Origin of the sequence: Bacillus sp. MYb56 (assembly GCF_002976445.1) — a bacterium.
GTDB lineage: Bacteria > Bacillota > Bacilli > Bacillales > Bacillaceae_G > Bacillus_A > Bacillus_A mycoides.
Genome location: NZ_PCOH01000010.1, coordinates 59,705 through 78,362 on the forward strand (window position 1 = coordinate 59,705; position 18,658 = coordinate 78,362).

21 protein-coding genes and 1 riboswitch are annotated in these 18,658 nt (G+C 37.7%); of the genes, 3 read left to right on the forward strand and 18 right to left on the reverse strand.

What is annotated here, in order from left to right; genetic code table 11:
- The first annotated feature begins 80 nt into the window (after positions 1 to 80).
- Together CQ058_RS14300 and CQ058_RS14305 are read left to right on the forward strand one after the other, a co-directional pair.
- Positions 81 to 635 carry a histidine phosphatase family protein gene (locus tag CQ058_RS14300; protein WP_105589775.1) on the forward strand — a complete coding sequence of 185 codons (555 nt, stop codon included), beginning with the start codon at positions 81 to 83 and terminating at the stop codon, positions 633 to 635.
- Positions 636 to 709: 74 nt separating this feature from the next.
- Entirely contained in the window at positions 710 to 1,189 is a 480-nt protein-coding gene (locus tag CQ058_RS14305) for a YbaK/EbsC family protein (protein WP_105589776.1), read from the forward strand.
- Between the two features lie 20 nt (positions 1,190 to 1,209).
- Here CQ058_RS14305 and lipA read toward each other — a convergent pair whose 3' ends face one another.
- Positions 1,210 to 2,106: a lipoyl synthase gene (gene lipA, locus CQ058_RS14310; RefSeq protein WP_002034580.1), complete on the reverse strand. Its 897-nt coding sequence runs from the start codon at positions 2,104 to 2,106 to the stop codon at positions 1,210 to 1,212.
- A 189-nt stretch (positions 2,107 to 2,295) separates the two neighbouring features.
- On the opposite strand from lipA, the gene CQ058_RS14315 reads away from it, so the two are divergent.
- Positions 2,296 to 3,279 carry a M23 family metallopeptidase gene (locus CQ058_RS14315; RefSeq protein ID WP_002034579.1) on the forward strand — a complete coding sequence of 328 codons (984 nt, stop codon included), beginning with the start codon at positions 2,296 to 2,298 and terminating at the stop codon, positions 3,277 to 3,279.
- Positions 3,280 to 3,335: 56 nt separating this feature from the next.
- On the opposite strand, the gene yunB is transcribed toward CQ058_RS14315, so the two are convergent.
- From yunB to CQ058_RS14400, 17 genes are all read right to left on the reverse strand, one after another.
- On the reverse strand, positions 3,336 to 4,067 hold the full coding sequence (yunB, locus tag CQ058_RS14320; RefSeq protein WP_002129745.1) for a sporulation protein YunB: 732 nt from the start codon (positions 4,065 to 4,067) through the stop codon (positions 3,336 to 3,338).
- A gap of 55 nt (positions 4,068 to 4,122) precedes the next feature.
- The gene (locus CQ058_RS14325) at positions 4,123 to 4,425 is read right to left on the reverse strand and encodes a YunC family protein (protein ID WP_002015926.1); all 303 of its coding nucleotides are present in this window, start codon (positions 4,423 to 4,425) and stop codon (positions 4,123 to 4,125) included.
- A gap of 65 nt (positions 4,426 to 4,490) precedes the next feature.
- Entirely contained in the window at positions 4,491 to 5,906 is a 1,416-nt protein-coding gene (locus tag CQ058_RS14330) for a bifunctional metallophosphatase/5'-nucleotidase (RefSeq protein ID WP_206764595.1), read from the reverse strand.
- Between the two features lie 594 nt (positions 5,907 to 6,500).
- Positions 6,501 to 7,898: a Fe-S cluster assembly protein SufB gene (gene sufB, locus CQ058_RS14335; RefSeq protein WP_002015928.1), complete on the reverse strand. Its 1,398-nt coding sequence runs from the start codon at positions 7,896 to 7,898 to the stop codon at positions 6,501 to 6,503.
- A 48-nt stretch (positions 7,899 to 7,946) separates the two neighbouring features.
- Positions 7,947 to 8,378 (reverse strand): Fe-S cluster assembly sulfur transfer protein SufU, encoded by a 432-nt coding sequence (sufU, locus tag CQ058_RS14340; protein WP_002089369.1) that lies wholly within the window; start codon positions 8,376 to 8,378, stop codon positions 7,947 to 7,949.
- Positions 8,368 to 9,588, reverse strand: a complete 1,221-nt coding sequence (sufS, locus tag CQ058_RS14345) for a cysteine desulfurase SufS (protein WP_002015930.1) — start codon at positions 9,586 to 9,588, stop codon at positions 8,368 to 8,370. Before sufS ends, sufU begins: the two co-directional genes overlap by 11 nt.
- On the reverse strand, positions 9,588 to 10,880 hold the full coding sequence (gene sufD / locus CQ058_RS14350; protein WP_105589777.1) for a Fe-S cluster assembly protein SufD: 1,293 nt from the start codon (positions 10,878 to 10,880) through the stop codon (positions 9,588 to 9,590). Before sufD ends, sufS begins: the two co-directional genes overlap by 1 nt.
- A 15-nt stretch (positions 10,881 to 10,895) precedes the next feature.
- Entirely contained in the window at positions 10,896 to 11,681 is a 786-nt protein-coding gene (gene sufC / locus CQ058_RS14355) for a Fe-S cluster assembly ATPase SufC (RefSeq protein ID WP_002034576.1), read from the reverse strand.
- A 237-nt stretch (positions 11,682 to 11,918) separates the two neighbouring features.
- On the reverse strand, positions 11,919 to 12,725 hold the full coding sequence (gene metQ / locus CQ058_RS14360) for a methionine ABC transporter substrate-binding lipoprotein MetQ (RefSeq protein ID WP_002034573.1): 807 nt from the start codon (positions 12,723 to 12,725) through the stop codon (positions 11,919 to 11,921).
- Positions 12,726 to 12,796: 71 nt separating this feature from the next.
- Positions 12,797 to 13,609, reverse strand: a complete 813-nt coding sequence (metQ, locus tag CQ058_RS14365; protein WP_002015935.1) for a methionine ABC transporter substrate-binding lipoprotein MetQ — start codon at positions 13,607 to 13,609, stop codon at positions 12,797 to 12,799.
- 22 nt (positions 13,610 to 13,631) lie between these two features.
- On the reverse strand, positions 13,632 to 14,297 hold the full coding sequence (locus CQ058_RS14370) for a methionine ABC transporter permease (protein WP_002129754.1): 666 nt from the start codon (positions 14,295 to 14,297) through the stop codon (positions 13,632 to 13,634).
- Complete coding sequence (locus tag CQ058_RS14375) at positions 14,290 to 15,315, reverse strand: methionine ABC transporter ATP-binding protein (protein WP_002015938.1); 1,026 nt, start codon at positions 15,313 to 15,315, stop codon at positions 14,290 to 14,292. Before CQ058_RS14375 ends, CQ058_RS14370 begins: the two co-directional genes overlap by 8 nt.
- 308 nt (positions 15,316 to 15,623) lie before the next feature.
- Positions 15,624 to 15,731, reverse strand: a riboswitch (SAM riboswitch).
- A 125-nt stretch (positions 15,732 to 15,856) separates the two neighbouring features.
- Positions 15,857 to 16,201, reverse strand: a complete 345-nt coding sequence (locus CQ058_RS14380) for a hypothetical protein (RefSeq protein WP_002192357.1) — start codon at positions 16,199 to 16,201, stop codon at positions 15,857 to 15,859.
- A 152-nt stretch (positions 16,202 to 16,353) separates the two neighbouring features.
- Positions 16,354 to 16,662 carry a thioredoxin family protein gene (locus CQ058_RS14385; RefSeq protein WP_105589778.1) on the reverse strand — a complete coding sequence of 103 codons (309 nt, stop codon included), beginning with the start codon at positions 16,660 to 16,662 and terminating at the stop codon, positions 16,354 to 16,356.
- Between the two features lie 3 nt (positions 16,663 to 16,665).
- Positions 16,666 to 17,010, reverse strand: coding sequence for a toprim domain-containing protein (locus CQ058_RS14390; protein ID WP_000640865.1), 345 nt, complete (start codon positions 17,008 to 17,010; stop codon positions 16,666 to 16,668).
- Positions 17,011 to 17,505: 495 nt separating this feature from the next.
- The gene (gene gcvH, locus CQ058_RS14395; protein WP_000026895.1) at positions 17,506 to 17,889 is read right to left on the reverse strand and encodes a glycine cleavage system protein GcvH; all 384 of its coding nucleotides are present in this window, start codon (positions 17,887 to 17,889) and stop codon (positions 17,506 to 17,508) included.
- Positions 17,890 to 17,930: 41 nt separating this feature from the next.
- A complete protein-coding gene (locus CQ058_RS14400) occupies positions 17,931 to 18,296 on the reverse strand; it encodes an arsenate reductase family protein (RefSeq protein WP_002129756.1) in 366 nt (121 codons plus the stop codon).
- Positions 18,297 to 18,658: the final 362 nt, after the last annotated feature.

Sequence of the window (18,658 nt, forward strand, 5' to 3'; positions counted from 1 at the left end):
CTATTCCATTTCCAATAAAAAGGAATTATTTCCACATTTGTCGAAGTATATAGCGTCAACTTGAAAGATGGGGATGAATTATGAAGAAAATTATTTTAATACGACATTGTTCCGCAACTGGACAAAAACGTGATGCCGAATTAACGTTTGCCGGAAAAGATCAAGCTAACACCCTTGCTGCATTCCTCTTAGAAAATCAGCTACAAATAGATCATATTATTTCGAGCCCATTTGTCCGAGCTATCGATTCCATTCGGCCCTATGCGATTCAAGCTAACCTATCTATCGAAGAGGATGAACGATTAGCTGAACGTATATTAAGCAACGTTCCGATGGATGATTGGATGCAAAAACTAGAATCTACTTTTACAAACATAGATATTGCCTTTTCAGGCGGAGAGTCAATAAAACAAGCAACGGACCGTGCTATATCGCTTATCCAAGACGTTTTAAAGTTAAACCATACTACAACACTACTCGTTACACATGGAAACTTACTTACGCTCATTTTAAAGCACTTTGATCGTACGATCGGCTTTAGTGAATGGAGAACTTTAACGAATCCTGATGTTTACGAAATTACAATCGATGAACAAAGTTTCATAAAACGATTATGGGAAGCATCGTCCAAGTAGTATCCCTTTCCAAAACACTCAGTTGACGCCACGAGAAGAGACTGTATTAACAATAGAGAGGGGTATCATTCCATATGTATGAAGATGTACTTTCTTTACTACATAAAACAAATGCTTCTTATGAAAAATTTGAACACGAACCAGTACTTGACTATGAAACAGATCGTATCGTTCGTGAAAGACTTGGTTTGCAAGGCACTCCAAGTAAAAGCTTATTTTTAAAATCAAAATCCGGGGAGCATTACGTATTCTTTACGTTAGAAGGCACTCGCTTCAACCGAGGAGAGATGAAGGAAATAACAGGAGAGAGCTTATCTCTCTGTTCTCCTAATGAGCTAAGAGAAGAGACTGGTTGCACTCCTGGATGTGTAGCTCCTTTCGGTTATTCACAAGATGTAACGATTATTGTGGACAGTTCAATTTATACTTACGATAAAATTTTAATTACACCTGGTGTACCTGAATTTACAATTGAATTATCCACAGAGGAATTAAAAAAGATTTTATCCACATGTCAAAATAAAGTTTTAGAGTATAAGAAAAAAGAGAGCTAATGATTAGCTCTCTTTTTTCATTATTTCGCTTCTGCTGTTTTTTCTTTTGCAGAACGTACTTGCTCGTCCGCATGATAAGAAGAACGTACAAGTGGGCCAGCTTCACAGTGGCTAAATCCTTTGCTAAGTGCAATTTCTTTTAGCTCTGCAAATTCTGCTGGTGGGTAATATTTAATAACTGGTAAATGCTTCTTAGATGGTTGTAGGTATTGTCCAAGAGTTAAAATATCCACATTGTTTGCACGTAAGTCATCCATTGCTTCAATTAAATCTTCTCTCGTTTCACCTAAGCCCAGCATAATGCTCGATTTAGTTGGAATATCAGGCTGCATTTCTTTTGCTCGACGTAAAAACTCTAATGAACGGTCATATTTTGCTCTAGCGCGAACTCGGTTAGATAATCGACGTACTGTTTCAATGTTATGGTTCAAAATATCTGGTTTTGCATCCATTAACATTTTTAAGTTTTCTTCTACCCCACCCATATCAGATGGTAATACTTCGATAGACGTGAATGGATTTTCACGACGAACAGCGCGTACTGTTTCAGCAAAAACAGCTGCTCCGCCGTCCTTTAAATCATCACGTGCAACCGCTGTTATAACAACGTGCTTTAAGCCCATTTGTACTACAGAATCTGCTACGCGTTCTGGCTCTTGTAAATCAAGCTCAGTTGGTAAGCCTGTTTTAACCGCACAAAAACGACAAGCACGTGTACAAACCGCACCTAAGATCATAAATGTTGCTGTTTTCCTTACAGCCCAGCATTCATGAATATTCGGACATTTCGCCTCTTCACAAACTGTATGAAGATTCTTAGAACGCATCATTTTCTTTAAGCCTGTATAGTTTTCATTCGTGTTTAACTTAATTTTCAACCATTCGGGCTTGCGCTTATACTCTGTTTGTTTTGTCATGGTTATCAACTCCGCACAATATGAAATAGTTTACCGTGTTCGCTTCTTTCAATGTAACATATCTATTCTAACGTATGAAAGCGATTTGCTCAAATGAAGATTCTAAGATTTTTTCCAATCGTTCCCTATAATGAAATACTCCGTATATCCCACACTAAAAAGAGTGATGTTGTGAAAGGAGTCTATTTCATGCTTCGAAAAATTTCTCTTTTGCTTTCGATTTGCTTTCTTCTCCACCAAAACATCGCTTACGGTGAAGATAATCAGCAAAGCATATATGAAAAGCGCATGGCACTATATAAAGAAACTGAGCAATCTTCCGGTATTCCGTGGTATTACTTAGCCGCAATGGATCAATACGAAAGAAACATACGGAGCGTAAGAAAAGATATACCGAAAAAACCAGATGCCATCATTTCCCTTTATTTCAAACCTGAAATATGGGCTGGACCTGTTAATAGTAATGATACTCTCCCCCATACAATTTCTCTATTTGGCGGAATGGGTTTAGATGGTGACAAAGATGGATTTGCAAATGCAAATAACGACCGTGATCTTCTGCATACAGCAGCAACTATTTTAAAGAAACAAGGAACGTCGGAAGACCGTATTAACATTATGCTTTGGGAATATTATAGACGTGCAAAAACAGTTGAATTAATTACAGAATACGCCCGAATTTATAAACATTATGGACGCATTAATTTAGAAGGTAATGCTTTCCCTCTCCCGATTCGCAGTGACCATAGCTATCGTAGTACTTTCGGTGCTGGTAGAAGCTTTGGCGGCAGGAGGATTCATGAAGGAACCGATATTTTTGCTGGATATGGCGTACCAGTACGATCAACTTGCTATGGCGTTATTGAAACAAAAGGATGGAATCGTCTTGGTGGATGGCGCATTGGTATTCGTGACCTTCATAATAATTACCACTATTACGCTCATTTAGGCGGGTTCTCTAAAGAAATACAGCTCGGACAAATTGTCGAACCAGGAAAAGTAATCGGATTTGTCGGTAGTACCGGCTACGGTCCTCCTGGTACAGCTGGAAAATTCCCGCCCCACTTACATTTCGGCATGTATAAAGACAATGGCTATACAGAATGGGCTTTCGATCCATACATGCATTTAAGCCTTTGGGAACGAAAAGAACGAGCAAATACAAAACGATAACCGTAGCAAATTGCTACGGTTATTTTTATAAATATAAATCAATAGAACACTACTGACTAATTATCCGTTTTCTTTTTATCTGGTACAACAACTCCCCCGCTTCCGTAATAAGTAGGCACTTCACCTTGAACGATGCGCGTCGCAATCGGAATGTTTTGCTTCACTTTAATTTCTTTCGTGCGTAACGGAATCATAACTTGTAACGTCACTTCCACTTCCATAATAATTTTGATCGCTGTATTATTAATTCCTTGCGGCTCAACTAATTGTTTAATATCCGTATTCACATGACCAATTGGCGTAAAATTAATCGGAATATCTGGTCCTATATTACCAAGAAGCGCATTATCAGTTATGCGTCCAAAAGGAACTGACATAGATACCCCATTCTCTTCAAAAATACCAAGTGCTTTCGTATCCCCTTTTTCTACTTGTTGTAAATATTTTTCTATGTATGCAGTAGTCGATGTTAATATTTCATTTACTTGTTTTGTATTTAAATCAATTGTAGATACTTTCCCGTTCCTATCCGTTTGTACTTTCATTAATGAATCTACATCAAACCCTTCATTAATCCGGTCTTTTACCGCTTTCGTCATAACTGCTGTTGCCATTTTATGAGTCTCTGTTTCCCCATACTTAATTAACGTTGGCTGAATACTTTTATTTACAATCCATAAACCTTGAACTACCATTACGATAAAAATAATAAATGAAATAAGCAGTATATACCGAAAGGAAATCGGTCCCCTTCGAAACCGCGAATTTTTCGAACGAAATATGCCCATCAGAAAACCCTCCTTCTTATATTATTTCTATGCAAGAAAGAGGGATGATATATGCTTATCTCATTTTTAATAGTGCATCTTTTCCGATTGTGCCTACCGGAATACCTAAAGCTTCGGCTCCAGTCGTTACTGATTCCAGCGGTGCTTCAAGAAGTTGTTCAATCGTTCTTACACCAACCGCACGGCCAGCAATAATTCCTCGATCACCTAACTTCTCATTTAGAAGACCTACATCTAAAGCACCGCACATAATATATCCTTTATCGCTCATTACAGCTAGCAAATTTGTCTTTGGAAGTTTTACGCTAACAGCAATGAACGTATAGTTATCAATTATAATTGGCTCTACATTAACCATAGTTCACACTCCTCTCTTTCTTATCTTTATGACAAGAGAAAAATGAGTGTTACAAGTTAACTAGCCTATAGTTTGACTGAAGATGTATAAGTTATCAACATGTCTGTTAATACATCTCTAAGCAATTCCGGCATATAATATTGTTTGTCAGAAAGTGTGGATAGCTCTGGGTATAAGTATCCGAATGTAAACATATCAATCGTTCCTACCGTATATATCCGGTCTAATTCCAGCGATTCGCCGTTAATCAATACATCTTCTAGTAAAATTTTATTCCCTGGAATCGTATCTGGAATCACTTCCAAACCATCGTAAATCATTTTCCCCATTACTTTTCCACGAAATCCGAATCCTTTCACCTCTAGATTTTCCATATTCGGACGGCGCGCTTTCAAAATAACTTCTCTTAACGTTTTCCCTGGTACTTTTAACAGACATGGATTAATTGGATGTGGACAAATCCGATGAATATCTCCGCGCGTCACAACACCTTCATTTAATCCCTCAAGAAGTACACCAGCATTCACCATCCCAACATCCGCATTACACCACTCTTTAAGTGCACTTGCCAACATATGAGAAAACGTCGTCTCCTTAAACCAATCAACCGGCAATGATTCTTTTAAATGAACGACAGGCTCGGCCATTATCTGTTTACTTTCTTCCTTTAGCATTTCAATTGTGGATAACGGCTCGCTATAAGCACCTAACCGTTCTGTCTTAATCGCTCTACCGTCTTTTTTCAACAGTCTCTTCGTCTCTTTATCCACAGTAAGCTGAACGTGACCAACGTAATGTCCCCACTTTTCACAACAGCAAAGCAAAGTATTATCCACAAGAACGCCACGCTCAAATAAATGATGCGTATGTGCCCCTAAAATAACATCTATATCATAATGCTCCGCCATATACTCATCCATACTTTTTCCAAGATGAGAAAGCACAACAGTAATATGAGCTGTATCCTTAACTTCTTCTAAAATAGACTCTAAATGGATGATTGGATCTTCAATATGCCAATCTAACATATGATAAAACTCTGGATAAGCTACCGTTAATCCAATAAAGGCAATCGTAATCCCATCTGTCGTTGTATGTAATTTATAAGGCTGCGCCCACGCCGGACGTACACCCTCTTTTTCAAATAAGTTCGCTACGAGCACCTCAAACCCAGCATCATCATATAGACGATTCAAATGCTCTTTCGCCAATGTAATTCCTTCATTATTTCCGATCGTTACATAATCATATAACGCCTCATTTAATAATTTTGTATTCCCAAGTCCATTTGTCGCTTCCGAAATACTATGAAAACGATCCACATGATCGCCAATATCCACAGTTAAAACAGTCTCTCCCGCTTCCTGTCTTCGCCTTTTCTCCCCTTGTACAAACCGAGAAATTTGCGGCCAATTTTCAAAATGACTATGTATATCGTTTGTATGATAAAGGTGGATGATTGTTTCTTTATTTATATTCAGAGAAAAAACCTCCTCTCAGTTCCTTACTGCCATTTACGCTATACGTACGCAATAATCCTGTAAATACTTTTCGTCTTTTCTTGCTATTCTACATTGTACTCGCATTATAAGAAAAAGCCAAAGATTGCCCTTTTAATATGGAAAACTTTATATTACTTTTTCTAGTCTGTTGATTAGTTTGAGGGGGGAATTTTTGTGAAATGATTCTAGTTGGTGGGGGAGGAGATTTGTCAGTATCTTTGTCTTACTTCCATATAGGTGCTCCTCTCGTATTTAAATGTTGAGGGGGATATGAGGGATTTCTTTTGTCTTACTTTGTCGACAAATCGATATTCCTTGTCGAACCGCTGATATATTGAAATAATCGCCGATATATTTCATTAAACACCCACCCGGGTATCTTACAGTCGAACCCGAATATACAACATAAAAAAGCGCCCTGCTATGCAGGGCGCTTTCTTCATACATATATTATCCAGTTCCAGCGGATAGAATGTTCGGTGGCTTCACTTCTTCCTATGAGGCAAAAAGCGCCTCTACGTCAGAAGCTCCATCCCCCTCACATTCTGAACGAGCCGCTTCCACTTTTAAATATTAACCAATAGAACCTTCCATCTCAAACTTGATTAGACGGTTCATTTCAACTGCGTATTCCATTGGAAGTTCGCGAGTGAATGGCTCGATGAAGCCCATTACGATCATTTCTGTAGCTTCTTGCTCAGAAATACCGCGGCTCATTAGGTAGAATAATTGTTCTTCTGATACTTTAGATACTTTCGCTTCGTGCTCAAGTGAAACGTAATCGTTTTTGATTTCGTTGTAAGGAATTGTATCAGATGTAGATTGGTTATCCATGATTAACGTGTCACACTCGATGTTAGAGCGAGAGTTTTTCGCTTTTGGTCCGAATTGTACGATACCACGGTAAGTTACTTTACCACCATGCTTCGCAATCGATTTAGAAACGATTGTTGAAGACGTGTTTGGTGCTAAGTGAATCATTTTCGCACCAGCATCTTGGTGTTGGCCTTTACCAGCAATCGCGATAGATAATGTTAAACCACGAGCGCCTTCGCCTTTTAAGATAACTGCTGGGTATTTCATCGTTAATTTAGATCCGATGTTACCGTCAATCCATTCCATCGTTGCGTTTTCTTCACAAACCGCACGTTTTGTAACTAGGTTGTATACGTTGTTCGCCCAGTTTTGGATTGTTGTATAACGGCAATATGCATCTTTCTTAATGATGATTTCTACTACCGCACTATGAAGTGAGTTAGTCGTGTAAACAGGTGCTGTACAACCTTCTACGTAGTGTACGTGTGCGCCTTCGTCTACGATGATAAGCGTACGCTCGAATTGTCCCATATTTTCAGAGTTAATACGGAAATACGCTTGAAGTGGTGTATCAACTTTAATACCTTTTGGAACGTAGATGAATGATCCACCAGACCAAACTGCAGAGTTTAATGCAGAGAATTTGTTGTCTGTTGGTGGGATTACTTTTCCGAAATGCTCACGGAAAATATCTTCGTTCTCTTTTAATGCGCTATCTGTATCTTTGAAGACGACTCCTAGATCTTCTAGGTCTTCTTTCATGTTGTGGTATACAACTTCAGATTCGTACTGTGCAGATACACCAGCTAAATATTTTTGCTCAGCTTCAGGAATACCTAATTTATCAAATGTCGCTTTAATTTCCTCAGGTACTTCATCCCAAGACTTCTCAGATTTCTCAGATGGTTTTACGTAGTACGTAATTTCATCGAAATCTAAGTCGTTTAAGTCGCCGCCCCATTGTGGCATTGGCATTTCATAGAACTTATCCAGTGATTTTAAACGGAAGTCTAACATCCACTGTGGTTCTTCTTTCATACGTGAAATCTCTTCAACGATTTCTTTTGTTAAACCGCGTCCAGCACGGAAAATCGAAACGTCTTTATCCTTGAAACCATATTTATAATCGCCGATATCTGGCAGTTGCTTCGCCATGTTGGTGTGTCCCTCCTTATATAACCTCGTTTTTAGGAACCTTTAACATTACTTATCTTCGTTTAAGCCCTTTTCTAACGCTTTCCACGCTAATGTTGCACATTTAATACGTGCCGGGAACTTGCATACGCCTTGTAATGCTTCAATATCTCCTAAATCAATGCTGTCATCATACTCTTTTCCTAGCATCATGTCAGAGAAAATTTTAGAAAGCTTAAGGGCCTCTTCAATTTTCTTTCCTTTTACTGCTTGTGTCATCATTGAAGCTGAAGACATTGAAATTGAACATCCTTCGCCTTCAAACTTCGCTTCTTGTACAATACCCTCTTCTACTTTCATCGTAAGTTGAATACGATCGCCGCAAGTTGGATTGTTCAAGTTAACGGTAACACTATCTTCTAACACGCCATGGTTACGAGGATTTTTATAATGATCCATAATAACTTGACGATATAACGTATCTAAATTATTAAATGACATTTGTGAAATACTCCTTTGTCTTGATTAGTGATTCAACAAATGTATCAATTTCTTCTTTTGTATTATATAAATAGAAGCTCGCACGTGCTGTAGAAGAAGCTTTTAGCCACTTCATAAGCGGTTGTGCACAGTGATGTCCTGCGCGAACCGCAATGCCTTCTACATCTAATACAGTTGCTACATCGTGAGGATGTACGTCTTCAATATTAAATGTAACTAGACCAGCGCGATGCTTTGGACCATAAATTGTAACGCCATCTACTTCTGATAGTCTCTCTAAAGCGTATTGCGCTAATTCATGTTCATGCTTTTCAATATTATGAAGACCGATTTCTTCTAGGAAATCAATTGCCGCACCAAGTCCGATTGCATTACCGATAATCGGTGTACCTGCTTCGAACTTCCACGGAAGCTCTTTCCAAGTAGACTCTTGTAAGTCTACGAAATCAATCATTTCACCACCAAATTCAATTGGTTCCATATTGTTTAGCAATTCTTTCTTACCATATAATACGCCGACACCTGTTGGTCCGCACATCTTATGAGCAGATAATGCGTAGAAATCACAGTTTAAATCTTGTACATCCACTTTCATATGAGGTGCACTTTGTGCTCCATCAACGATCATGATTGCACCGTTTTCATGTGCGATTGCTCCGATTTCTTTTACAGGGTTAATCGTTCCAAGTACGTTAGAAACGTGCATGATAGAAACGATTTTTGTATTCGGTGTAACTGTTTGACGAACATCTTCTAAAGAAATTGTACCGTCTAGTTGAAGCGGAAGGTATTTTAAAGTTGCACCAGTTTTCTTCGCAACTTGTTGCCACGGAATGATGTTACTATGGTGCTCCATGTAAGAGATGACGATTTCATCGCCTTCTTTTACATTATCAAGACCATAGCTAGCTGCTACTGTATTTAATGCAGTTGTCGTTCCGCGCGTGAAAATAATCTCTTCCATTGATTTCGCATTAATAAACTTGCGAACTTTCTCACGTGCACCTTCATACGCGTCGGTAGCTTTCGTACCGAGCGTATGAACACCGCGATGCACGTTAGAATTATATTCTTTATAATAACGTTCTAACGTTTCAATGACTTGAATTGGTTTTTGAGAAGTTGCTGCACTATCGAAATAAACAAGTTGTTTGCCGTTCACTTTTTGATCAAGAATTGGAAACTGTTTGCGTATTTCATGAATATTCATTAGCGAACTTTCCTTTCAATTACCTCAACAAGCTGTGCCTTTACTCCTTCAATTGGAAGCTCATTTACTACAGGTGCTAAGAATCCATGGATGACTAAACGTTCTGCTTCGCGTTTTGGAATCCCACGGCTCATCAAGTAGTATAATTGGTATGGATCTACGCGGCCTACTGAAGCTGCGTGACCTGCCATTACATCATCTTCGTCGATTAAAAGAATTGGGTTTGCATCACCGCGAGCTTTCTCATCTAACATAAGAACGCGAGAAGATTGTTGTGCATTTGATTTAGATGCACCGTGTTCAATCTTACCAATTCCGTTAAAGATAGATGTTGCACTATCTTTTTGTACACCGTGTTTTAAAATCCAACCTTCAGAGTGTTTACCGAAGTGAACAACTTTAGTTGTAAAGTTTTGTGTTTGGTTACCACGACCAATTGTTACTGTTTTTGTATCAGCATATGATCCGTCGCCCATTAAGTTCGTAACGTTCTCTGAGATTGTATTTCCGTCATTCATAAGGCCTAGAGCCCAATCAATGCGGCCGTCGCGTCCAACAATTCCGCGGCGGTTAACGTAAGTTGTTACGTCTTTTGCTAATAGATCAACCGCACCGAATTTCACTTGTGCGCCTTGTTCCACGATTACTTCTGCTACGATATTTGCAATACCTTTAGCATTTTCATTTGCAACGTAGTTTTCTACATATGTTACAGTACTGTTCGCATCAGCTACGAATAATACGTGGTTATATACGTTAGCTTCTTCGCCGTCTACTAAGAATACAGCTTGAAGTGGAGTTTCAAGAACAACGTTTTTCGGAACATATACGAATGCACCGCCGTTGATTAATGCAGCATGAAGTGCAGTTAGACGATGCTCGTCTACTTTCACGCCGTCTTTCATTAAGTACTTTTGTACTAATTCAGCATGCTCTGTTGCAGCTGTTACGATGTCTGTAAAAATAACACCTTTTTCTTTTGCTTCTTCTGCTAAAGAAACGAAAGCAGTTGTACCAGTACGTTGTACTAATACGCTGTTATTTTCATCGATTAAGTTTTTCACTGCTTCTGGAAGCTCTGTTAAAGAACTTACAGGCTCTTGCTTAGCAGCGTCGCCTTTTCCGATAAAGTCCCATTTTTCAATTTTCGTTTTATCAGGCGTTGGCATTGGAAGTTCAGTTGCTTGTGCAAGAGCTTGTAAGCGGAACTCAGTCAACCAAGCAGCTTCGTTTACTTCGCTTGCGCGCTGACGGATTGTTTCTTGATCGAAAGGTAATGTACCGATTGTCATGTTTATGCTCCTCTCTTACGCTTCTTGCTCTGCTGTTTCGTCTTCAATACCTAATTCTTTTTTAATCCAGTCGTAACCTTCAGCTTCTAGACGTTGTGCAAGCTCAGGGCCACCAGATTTAACGATACGACCGTTCATCATAACGTGAACGAAGTCTGGAGTGATGTAGTTTAATAAACGTTGGTAATGCGTAATCATTAGGCAGCCGAACTCTTCGCCGCGCATTTGGTTAATACCTTTAGATACAACTTTTAATGCATCGATATCAAGACCTGAGTCGATTTCATCTAAGATTGCGATTTTTGGCTCAATCATCATTAATTGAAGAATTTCGTTACGTTTTTTCTCTCCACCAGAGAAACCTTCGTTTAAGTAACGTTGTGCCATTTCTGGATCCATTTCTAGGAATTCCATGTTTTTATCTAAAGTACGGATAAATTTCATAAGAGAAATTTCATCGCCTTCTTCACGACGTGCATTAATTGCAGAACGTAAGAAGTCCGCGTTTGTTACTCCGCTAATTTCACTTGGATATTGCATTGCTAAGAATAGACCTGCTAGCGCACGCTCATCTACTTCCATTTCTAATACATCTTCACCGTCGATGATGATGCTACCTTCTGTTACTTCATACTTTGGGTGACCCATAATCGCAGAAGATAAAGTTGATTTACCTGTTCCGTTAGGTCCCATAATTGCGTGGATTTCTCCACCTTTTACTTCAAGGTTTACACCTTTTAAAATTTCTTTGCCATCGATTGATACGTGTAAGTCTTTAACCGTTAATGTAGAACCAGCCATCTCAATACCTCCATTAATCCTCTATATACATTTTAAAAATTACTAAAACGTTCATATTCTCATTTTATTCTCATTCTAATCTTATATCAAATAAAATGATATCGCAAACACTAAGAAAATGTAACAATTTTTTCACAAATGTATATAAGTATTTCCTTTACATCCTCTTATGATACACCTTTCTTCTTATATATATAAAGAAAAAAGGACTGGGTTATTCCCAGTCCTTCCCAGCACCTATTCATTTACTGGAAGTACAGCACCTTTATATTCTTTATTGATAAAGTCTTGAATTTCTTTTGAATGCAATACGTCTACTAACTCTTTAATTTCTTTTTTCTTCTCGTCACCTTTACGAACTGCGATAATATTTGCATAAGGAGAGTCTGATCCTTCAATTGCAATTGCATCCTTTGTTGGATTTAATTTCGCATCAATTGCGTAGTTTGAATTAATAAATAAAGCATCACCTTCATTGTTTTCGTACAGCTTGGGTGAAAGTCCAGGTTCTACATCTGTTTTAAACTTTAAATTTTTCGGATTTTCTACAACATCTTTTACTGTTGCTTTAACAACATCTACACCGTCTTTTAATTTAATAACGCCGCCTTTTTGTAACAATGCGAGCATACGGCCACGCTCCGCTACGTTATTACTCATAATAACTGTTCCGCCATCTGGAAGTTCTTTTAAGCTTTTATATTTCTTAGAATAAATGCCCATTGGCTCTAAATGAATTTTTCCTGCATTTACAATTTTGTATCCTTTTTCTTGAATCTCTTTATCTAAATAAGGGATATGTTGAAAATAATTTGCATCGATTTCTTTATCAGCTAATGCCTTATTTGGTAAAACATAATCCTGGAATTTTTTTATCTCTAACTTAATGCCCTTTTTCTCTAATATTGGCTGTGCCTTTTCTAAAATAACAGCGTGCGGTATATTAGAAGCGCCAACGACAAGCTTATTCTCATCTTTCCCCCCGCAAGCAGCTAATGTAAATACAGACAGTGCTGTAACAACTGACAATAGAATCTTTTTCATATGATGTCCCCTTCTCCCCTATAGTTATGTAGTAAAAAAAGGACCGGCATACACCAGCCCTTTTTCCGCAATTATTCTTTTACAGGAACAACTGCCCCTTTATATTCTTTAGTAATAAAGTCTTCAATTTCTTTAGAATGCAGTACTTCTATAAGAGCTTTAATCTCTTTTTTATCTTTATCGCCTTTACGAACAGCTACTACGTTTGCGTATGGAGAATCATTTCCTTCAATTGCAATCGCGTCTTTTTCTGGGTTTAATTTCGCATCAATTGCATAGTTAGAATTAATTAGAACCGCATCGCCTTCTTTATTGTTATACACTTGTGGCAATAAACCAGGCTCGATATCTGTTTTGAACTTTAAGTTTTTCGGATTATCCGCAATATCTTTTGGAGTTGCTTTAACTGGCTCTACTCCGTCTTTAATTTTTAAAATGCCTTCTTTTTGTAAAATTGCTAAACCACGACCATGATCAGTAACAGAATTACTCATAATAATTGTCGCCCCGTTTGGAAGTTCTTTTAAGCTCTTATATTTTTGAGAATACACACCAATCGGTTCTAAATGAATTTTTCCTGCTATTTCAAAATCATATTTCTTATCTTTAATCTCTTTTTCTAAATACGGAATGTGCTGGAAGTAGTTTGCATCTAATTCCTTATCCGCTAACGATTTATTCGGTAATACGTAGTCTTGGAATTTTTTAATTTCTAACTCAATTCCTTTTTTCTCAAGTAACGGTTTTGCCTTTTCTAAAATTTCAGCGTGCGGTACGTTAGAAGCACCAACAACAAGTTTCTTTTCATCTTTATCTTTCCCGCCACAAGCAGCTAACCCAAAAATTGAAGTTGAAATAAGTGCTGTAAGTAATAATTTTTTCATTTGAAATATCCCCCTGTTTTCATTATCTTTTATCTATTCGAGTCGTTAAACTATCACCAATCCACTGAATTAAAAATACAACGAGTAATACACAAATTGTCGCAACGATTGTTACATCGTTATTTCCACGCTGGAATCCCTCTAAGTAAGCAAGTGTTCCAAGACCACCAGCACCAACAACACCTGCCATTGCTGTATAGCCTACTAAAGCAATTGTCGTTACCGTAATACCAGATACTAAAGCTGGTAACGATTCTGGAATTAACACTTTCAAAATGATTGTGCTTGTTTTTGCTCCCATTGCTTTTGAAGCTTCAATTACACCTTTATCAATTTCACGAAGTGCGATTTCAACCATTCTCGCGTAAAATGGTGCCGCTCCAATAATTAAAGCTGGCAGCGCTGCACTCGCTCCGAGAATTGTTCCAAGAAGAATCTTTGTGAATGGGATTAATAAAATAATTAAAATGATGAACGGTATAGAACGGAAAATGTTTACGAACGCTCCAATCACCGTATTAATCGCTTTATTTTCCCATAAATTATCTTTCGCTGTCATAAAGAGTAATAATCCTAAAATAAGTCCTAAAACAAATGTGGCAAGCGCTGCGATTGCCGTCATATATAACGTTTCACCAGTTGCTTCTAACATTTGATTCCAATCAATATTTGCGATTAACTTATCCATGTGCAATCACCTCCAGCTCTACTTGATCTTGATGAATCCCTTCTATTGCTTGCTGGATCGCTGTTTCTTCACCATTTAAATGAACGACTAAACTTCCGTAAGATCCGTTATTCGTTTGCGCGATATTTCCTTGCAAAATGCTAACTTCTATATCACCGCGCTGCATTAACCTTTGAAGTACCGGTCTTTCTACCGCTTCACCGACAAACTGCAAACGAATTACTTTTCCATCTGGATACTTTTCTATTAAACTTTCAATCGTTTCATTCGTATCTTCAGAATCAGTTAACTGCTGTACAAATCGTTTTGTAATGTCTTGCTGTGGATTACGGAATACGTCAAGTACTGGACCCGTTTCTACGATTTTCCCTTTCTCCATTACAGCAACTCGATTACAAATTTTGCGAATAACGTGCATCTCATGCGTAATCAATACAATTGTTAAGCCGAGACGCTTATTAATATCTAACAATAAATCTAAAATTTGATCTGTCGTTTCCGGATCAAGAGCTGACGTTGCTTCATCACATAAAAGTACTTGTGGATTATTTGCTAACGCTCTTGCAATCCCGACGCGCTGCTTTTGTCCACCACTTAGCTGAGATGGGTACGCGTCTCCTCTTCCTTCTAATCCAACAAGATGAATTAACTCATCGACACGTTTTCTTCTCTCCGCCTTATCGACACCTGCAATTTCAAGTGGGAATGCGATATTTTCACGCACAGTTCGTGACCAAAGTAAGTTGAAATGCTGAAAAATCATTCCGATTTCTTGTCTTGCCTTACGAAGTTCATTTCCAGTAATCGCTGAAATCACACGATTCGCAATTGTAATTTGGCCAGAAGTTGGTTTCTCTAACTGATTAAACAATCTGATTAACGAACTTTTCCCAGCGCCACTATATCCAATAACACCAAATATTTCACCCTTATCTACTTTTAAGTTGGCGTTATCTACAGCAGTGACATCACCGCTTTTTGCCTTATATATTTTCTTTACATTTTCTAATAAGATCATGATGTTCACCCCTTTTTTAAATAAAAAGCGCAAGCGGCTCGCTTAGAACAAGAGGGCGTTGGAATCCCAGACGTAGAGGCGCTTTTTGCCTCATAGGAAGGGATGAAACGACCGACTGTTCTAGCCGCTGGAGCTAGATTTCATAAAACTTTGGATAGACTCCGCATTTTTTTATTTTTCATGCGTGTAGTCCATCGTTATAGCTCCTCTTATTATTTGAATGTCCTCCGCATTCAAACAACAAAAAACCTTTCCGCTTCTAGAGAAGCAGAAAGGTTTATATGCGTATATAACAACATTATCCCTCTCTCTCATCTCTCAAAGCATTTGCTTTGCAGGAATTGGCACCATTTCAACATAAGTTGACGGTTGCCGGGCTTCACAGGGCACAGTCCCTCCACCTCTCTTAATAAGAGAAATCAGATTAAATTTTCGTCTGATTTAAAATTTATGAAATTGTCTATATTTTATGAATTGAATTGTATCAATATCCACACGCTCTGTCAACAGAAATTTTCGTAAAAAAAGAAACTTCAGAATTTTAAGCACCGACTGACATCGGTTTACATATATGAAACATCGATTCAACTAATAACATCGTTCGATACGTTCCAGAATATTGTACCCGTCCATCACTCATTAAATTTTGCAACCTCATATTTCCAGTCACTAATTTTTGTACATCCTCTTCCTCTAAACAAACGATTTGTTCCGTTCCTCTCGCCTCTTTCAAAAGTTCTATATAATCTCTTGAAATTTGTAACGAACAGCATTCATCTCCAAAACGAAAATTAACAGTTCTTTCTCCTTGCCTTAAAAGCGGTTCTAAATGATATTGACCATTAGCGTAATTTACAAATGATTGAAGCAAAGAATATAATTTCATCCTAAACCACATCCCTCATATCACTTTCTATTACATACCATTCCCTCTTATTAAAGGACAATCCTGTTATTTTCGCTCGACAAATACTGTATCTATCACGCATGTCGACATATTTCCCAAGAAATATGTCGAGGCGGCAAAAACTTTGCCGCCTACTTTAATTCCGTATATAAATATTCAACCGAATGAAATGCATATATTTTCTTCATCAGTATCCCATTTTCAAAAATAAGTAAACACGGTACACTTTCTATCCCATACTCTTTCGCTAAATGCGGGGCATAATTTAAATCTAACATTCCAATTTTCAAATCTTCAATCGTCATCTCAACGACCGTTAACATCTTCTTTGCCAATTGGCATGTTCCACACATTGGTGTATACACATATAACACTGTTTTTTCTTCATTTCCTATTAGGGCTGTAGCTTCGGCACCTGTCCAATCAATCACTTCTATCATTCCTTACCGTAAATATTCTGTATAAACGTCAATGTCTGCTCCCCATAATACATTTGCTAAATGTGAAGAAGGTGCAGTCGCCACCTCGCGATACGAGCGATCAATATAAATATGCTCTGCTTGCGGAAATTCTTTTCGGAATTGTTTCCTTAACTTTTCTCCTGCATCATCAGCATCCACTAGCACATATACGTCCTTATCAAAAAATTGATCAATGAGCTCATCCATTTTCGACAAACCAATTGTACCATTTGTACAAACAATTTCCACTGGTTCACGAATAATAGATTCAATCTTTCTTCTATCCGATTTACCTTCTACAATAATGACTTTTTCCACATAAATCATATGTCATCACCCGATCACCATATACTATACAACCTTTAACTTAGTATATAGTATATTCGTTATTTTCATGTTGTTTCCTGTTTATTTTTGCAAAAGAAAAGCGGAAGCGGCTCGCTCAGAACAAGAGGGCATTGGAACTCCTGAACTAGAGGCGCTCTTTGCCTCAAGTGAAGGAGTGAAATGACCGACTGTTCTAGCCGCTGGAGCTGGACAATAACGAAAAGCGGAACCGACTGTTTAGCCCTGTTGGCTAAGGTTCTTTCGTACAGAAGACGCTTTTTGTCTTCTCGTACGGAAGGTTCTTAGACATGAAGGGCTAGGAGGTGGAGCTAGACAATGAAAAGCGCAAGCGGCTCGCTCAGCATGAAGCCTCCATGAAAAAAGTTTTTCAAAAACGTTCTCCTACATAATAATTAATATATATGTTTTTAAATTCATTATGTACACAACATAAAAAAGGACAGCACAAAGGCTGTCCTTTTTCTTCGACTATAATTAGTCTTGGTTTGTCATTTCTGCATATTTTTCTGCAGTTAATAACTTCTCAACTTGGCTTGCATCAGAAAGTTCAACTTTAACCATCCATGCACCCTCGTATGGAGATTCGTTAACTAGTTCTGGTTGGTCACTTAATTCTTCGTTTACTGCTACAACTTTACCACTTACAGGTGCGTATAATTCAGAAACTGTTTTAACAGATTCTACGCTTCCGAATGGCTCGTCAGCTTGGATTGTTGCACCTACTTCAGGAAGTTCAACGAATACGATATCGCCTAACTCACCTTGCGCAAAATGAGTAATACCGATAACAACCGCATTACCTTCTGTTTTTACCCATTCGTGTTCTTCAGAGTAACGTAAATTATTTGGAATGCTCATGACTGTACCTCCAGTGAATGTATTAATTATGTAAAAATACCTTATTGGTACTTTTTCCACACACTTTCAAACTGCTCTTCGTTAAAACCAAGTGTTACACTCGTTCCATCTGTTACAATTGGACGTTTAATTAACATGCCATCAGATGCTAAAAGCTCATACATTTCGTCTTCGCTTGCATCCTTTAACTTATCTTTTAAACCAAGTTCGCGGTAACGCATTCCACTTGTATTAAAGAATTTTTTTAATGGTAATTCACTTTTCTCATGTAAATTACGTAAATCTTCTTTTGACGGTGGATTTTCAACAATATGAATCATCTCATATGCTACATCGTTTGCCTCAAACCATTTCTTTGCTTTTTGACATGTGCCACATTTTGGATATGAATAAAATGTTACTGTCATAAATTCACCTACTTTTTTACTAACCTTTACCTTTATCATATAGAAAACATTTTATTATTTCAAACGATTATTCGCTAAACTTTTACTTATTTCGTGATAATTTTTAATAATCCTGCTAATTTTTCTTATTTTTCCGCCATTTATTAAGAAAAAATAAATATATAATTTTTTAAAAATTTTTTCTCATCCCACGCCGAACATATATCTTAAACAAACGTTTGATTAATTTCATATTTTTCTACCTCAACCTTCGGAATACGTAGATTCTTTTATACCGAACATATACCTTAAACAAACGTTTGATTAATTTCATGTTTTTCTACCCCGCCCTTTGGAATACATGAATTCTTCCATACCGAACA

What these genes read in the sequence shown, in the direction of transcription:
- sufC (WP_002034576.1), bottom strand. Translation starts at nt 11,681, where the DNA reads ATGGCTGGTTCTACATTAACGGTTAAAGACTTACACGTATCAATCGAT.
- CQ058_RS14390 (WP_000640865.1), bottom strand. Translation starts at nt 17,010, where the DNA reads ATGATTTATGTGGAAAAAGTCATTATTGTAGAAGGTAAATCGGATAGA.
- metQ (WP_002034573.1), bottom strand. Translation starts at nt 12,725, where the DNA reads ATGAAAAAGATTCTATTGTCAGTTGTTACAGCACTGTCTGTATTTACA.
- CQ058_RS14400 (WP_002129756.1), bottom strand. Translation starts at nt 18,296, where the DNA reads ATGACAGTAACATTTTATTCATATCCAAAATGTGGCACATGTCAAAAA.
- CQ058_RS14385 (WP_105589778.1), bottom strand. Translation starts at nt 16,662, where the DNA reads ATGATAGAAGTGATTGATTGGACAGGTGCCGAAGCTACAGCCCTAATA.
- sufB (WP_002015928.1), bottom strand. Translation starts at nt 7,898, where the DNA reads ATGGCGAAGCAACTGCCAGATATCGGCGATTATAAATATGGTTTCAAG.
- lipA (WP_002034580.1), bottom strand. Translation starts at nt 2,106, where the DNA reads ATGACAAAACAAACAGAGTATAAGCGCAAGCCCGAATGGTTGAAAATT.
- sufD (WP_105589777.1), bottom strand. Translation starts at nt 10,880, where the DNA reads ATGACAATCGGTACATTACCTTTCGATCAAGAAACAATCCGTCAGCGC.
- sufU (WP_002089369.1), bottom strand. Translation starts at nt 8,378, where the DNA reads ATGTCATTTAATAATTTAGATACGTTATATCGTCAAGTTATTATGGAT.
- CQ058_RS14315 (WP_002034579.1), top strand. Translation starts at nt 2,296, where the DNA reads ATGCTTCGAAAAATTTCTCTTTTGCTTTCGATTTGCTTTCTTCTCCAC.
- CQ058_RS14375 (WP_002015938.1), bottom strand. Translation starts at nt 15,315, where the DNA reads ATGATCTTATTAGAAAATGTAAAGAAAATATATAAGGCAAAAAGCGGT.
- CQ058_RS14380 (WP_002192357.1), bottom strand. Translation starts at nt 16,201, where the DNA reads ATGAAATTATATTCTTTGCTTCAATCATTTGTAAATTACGCTAATGGT.
- gcvH (WP_000026895.1), bottom strand. Translation starts at nt 17,889, where the DNA reads ATGAGCATTCCAAATAATTTACGTTACTCTGAAGAACACGAATGGGTA.
- CQ058_RS14305 (WP_105589776.1), top strand. Translation starts at nt 710, where the DNA reads ATGTATGAAGATGTACTTTCTTTACTACATAAAACAAATGCTTCTTAT.
- yunB (WP_002129745.1), bottom strand. Translation starts at nt 4,067, where the DNA reads ATGGGCATATTTCGTTCGAAAAATTCGCGGTTTCGAAGGGGACCGATT.
- CQ058_RS14325 (WP_002015926.1), bottom strand. Translation starts at nt 4,425, where the DNA reads ATGGTTAATGTAGAGCCAATTATAATTGATAACTATACGTTCATTGCT.
- CQ058_RS14300 (WP_105589775.1), top strand. Translation starts at nt 81, where the DNA reads ATGAAGAAAATTATTTTAATACGACATTGTTCCGCAACTGGACAAAAA.
- sufS (WP_002015930.1), bottom strand. Translation starts at nt 9,588, where the DNA reads ATGAATATTCATGAAATACGCAAACAGTTTCCAATTCTTGATCAAAAA.
- CQ058_RS14370 (WP_002129754.1), bottom strand. Translation starts at nt 14,297, where the DNA reads ATGGATAAGTTAATCGCAAATATTGATTGGAATCAAATGTTAGAAGCA.
- metQ (WP_002015935.1), bottom strand. Translation starts at nt 13,609, where the DNA reads ATGAAAAAATTATTACTTACAGCACTTATTTCAACTTCAATTTTTGGG.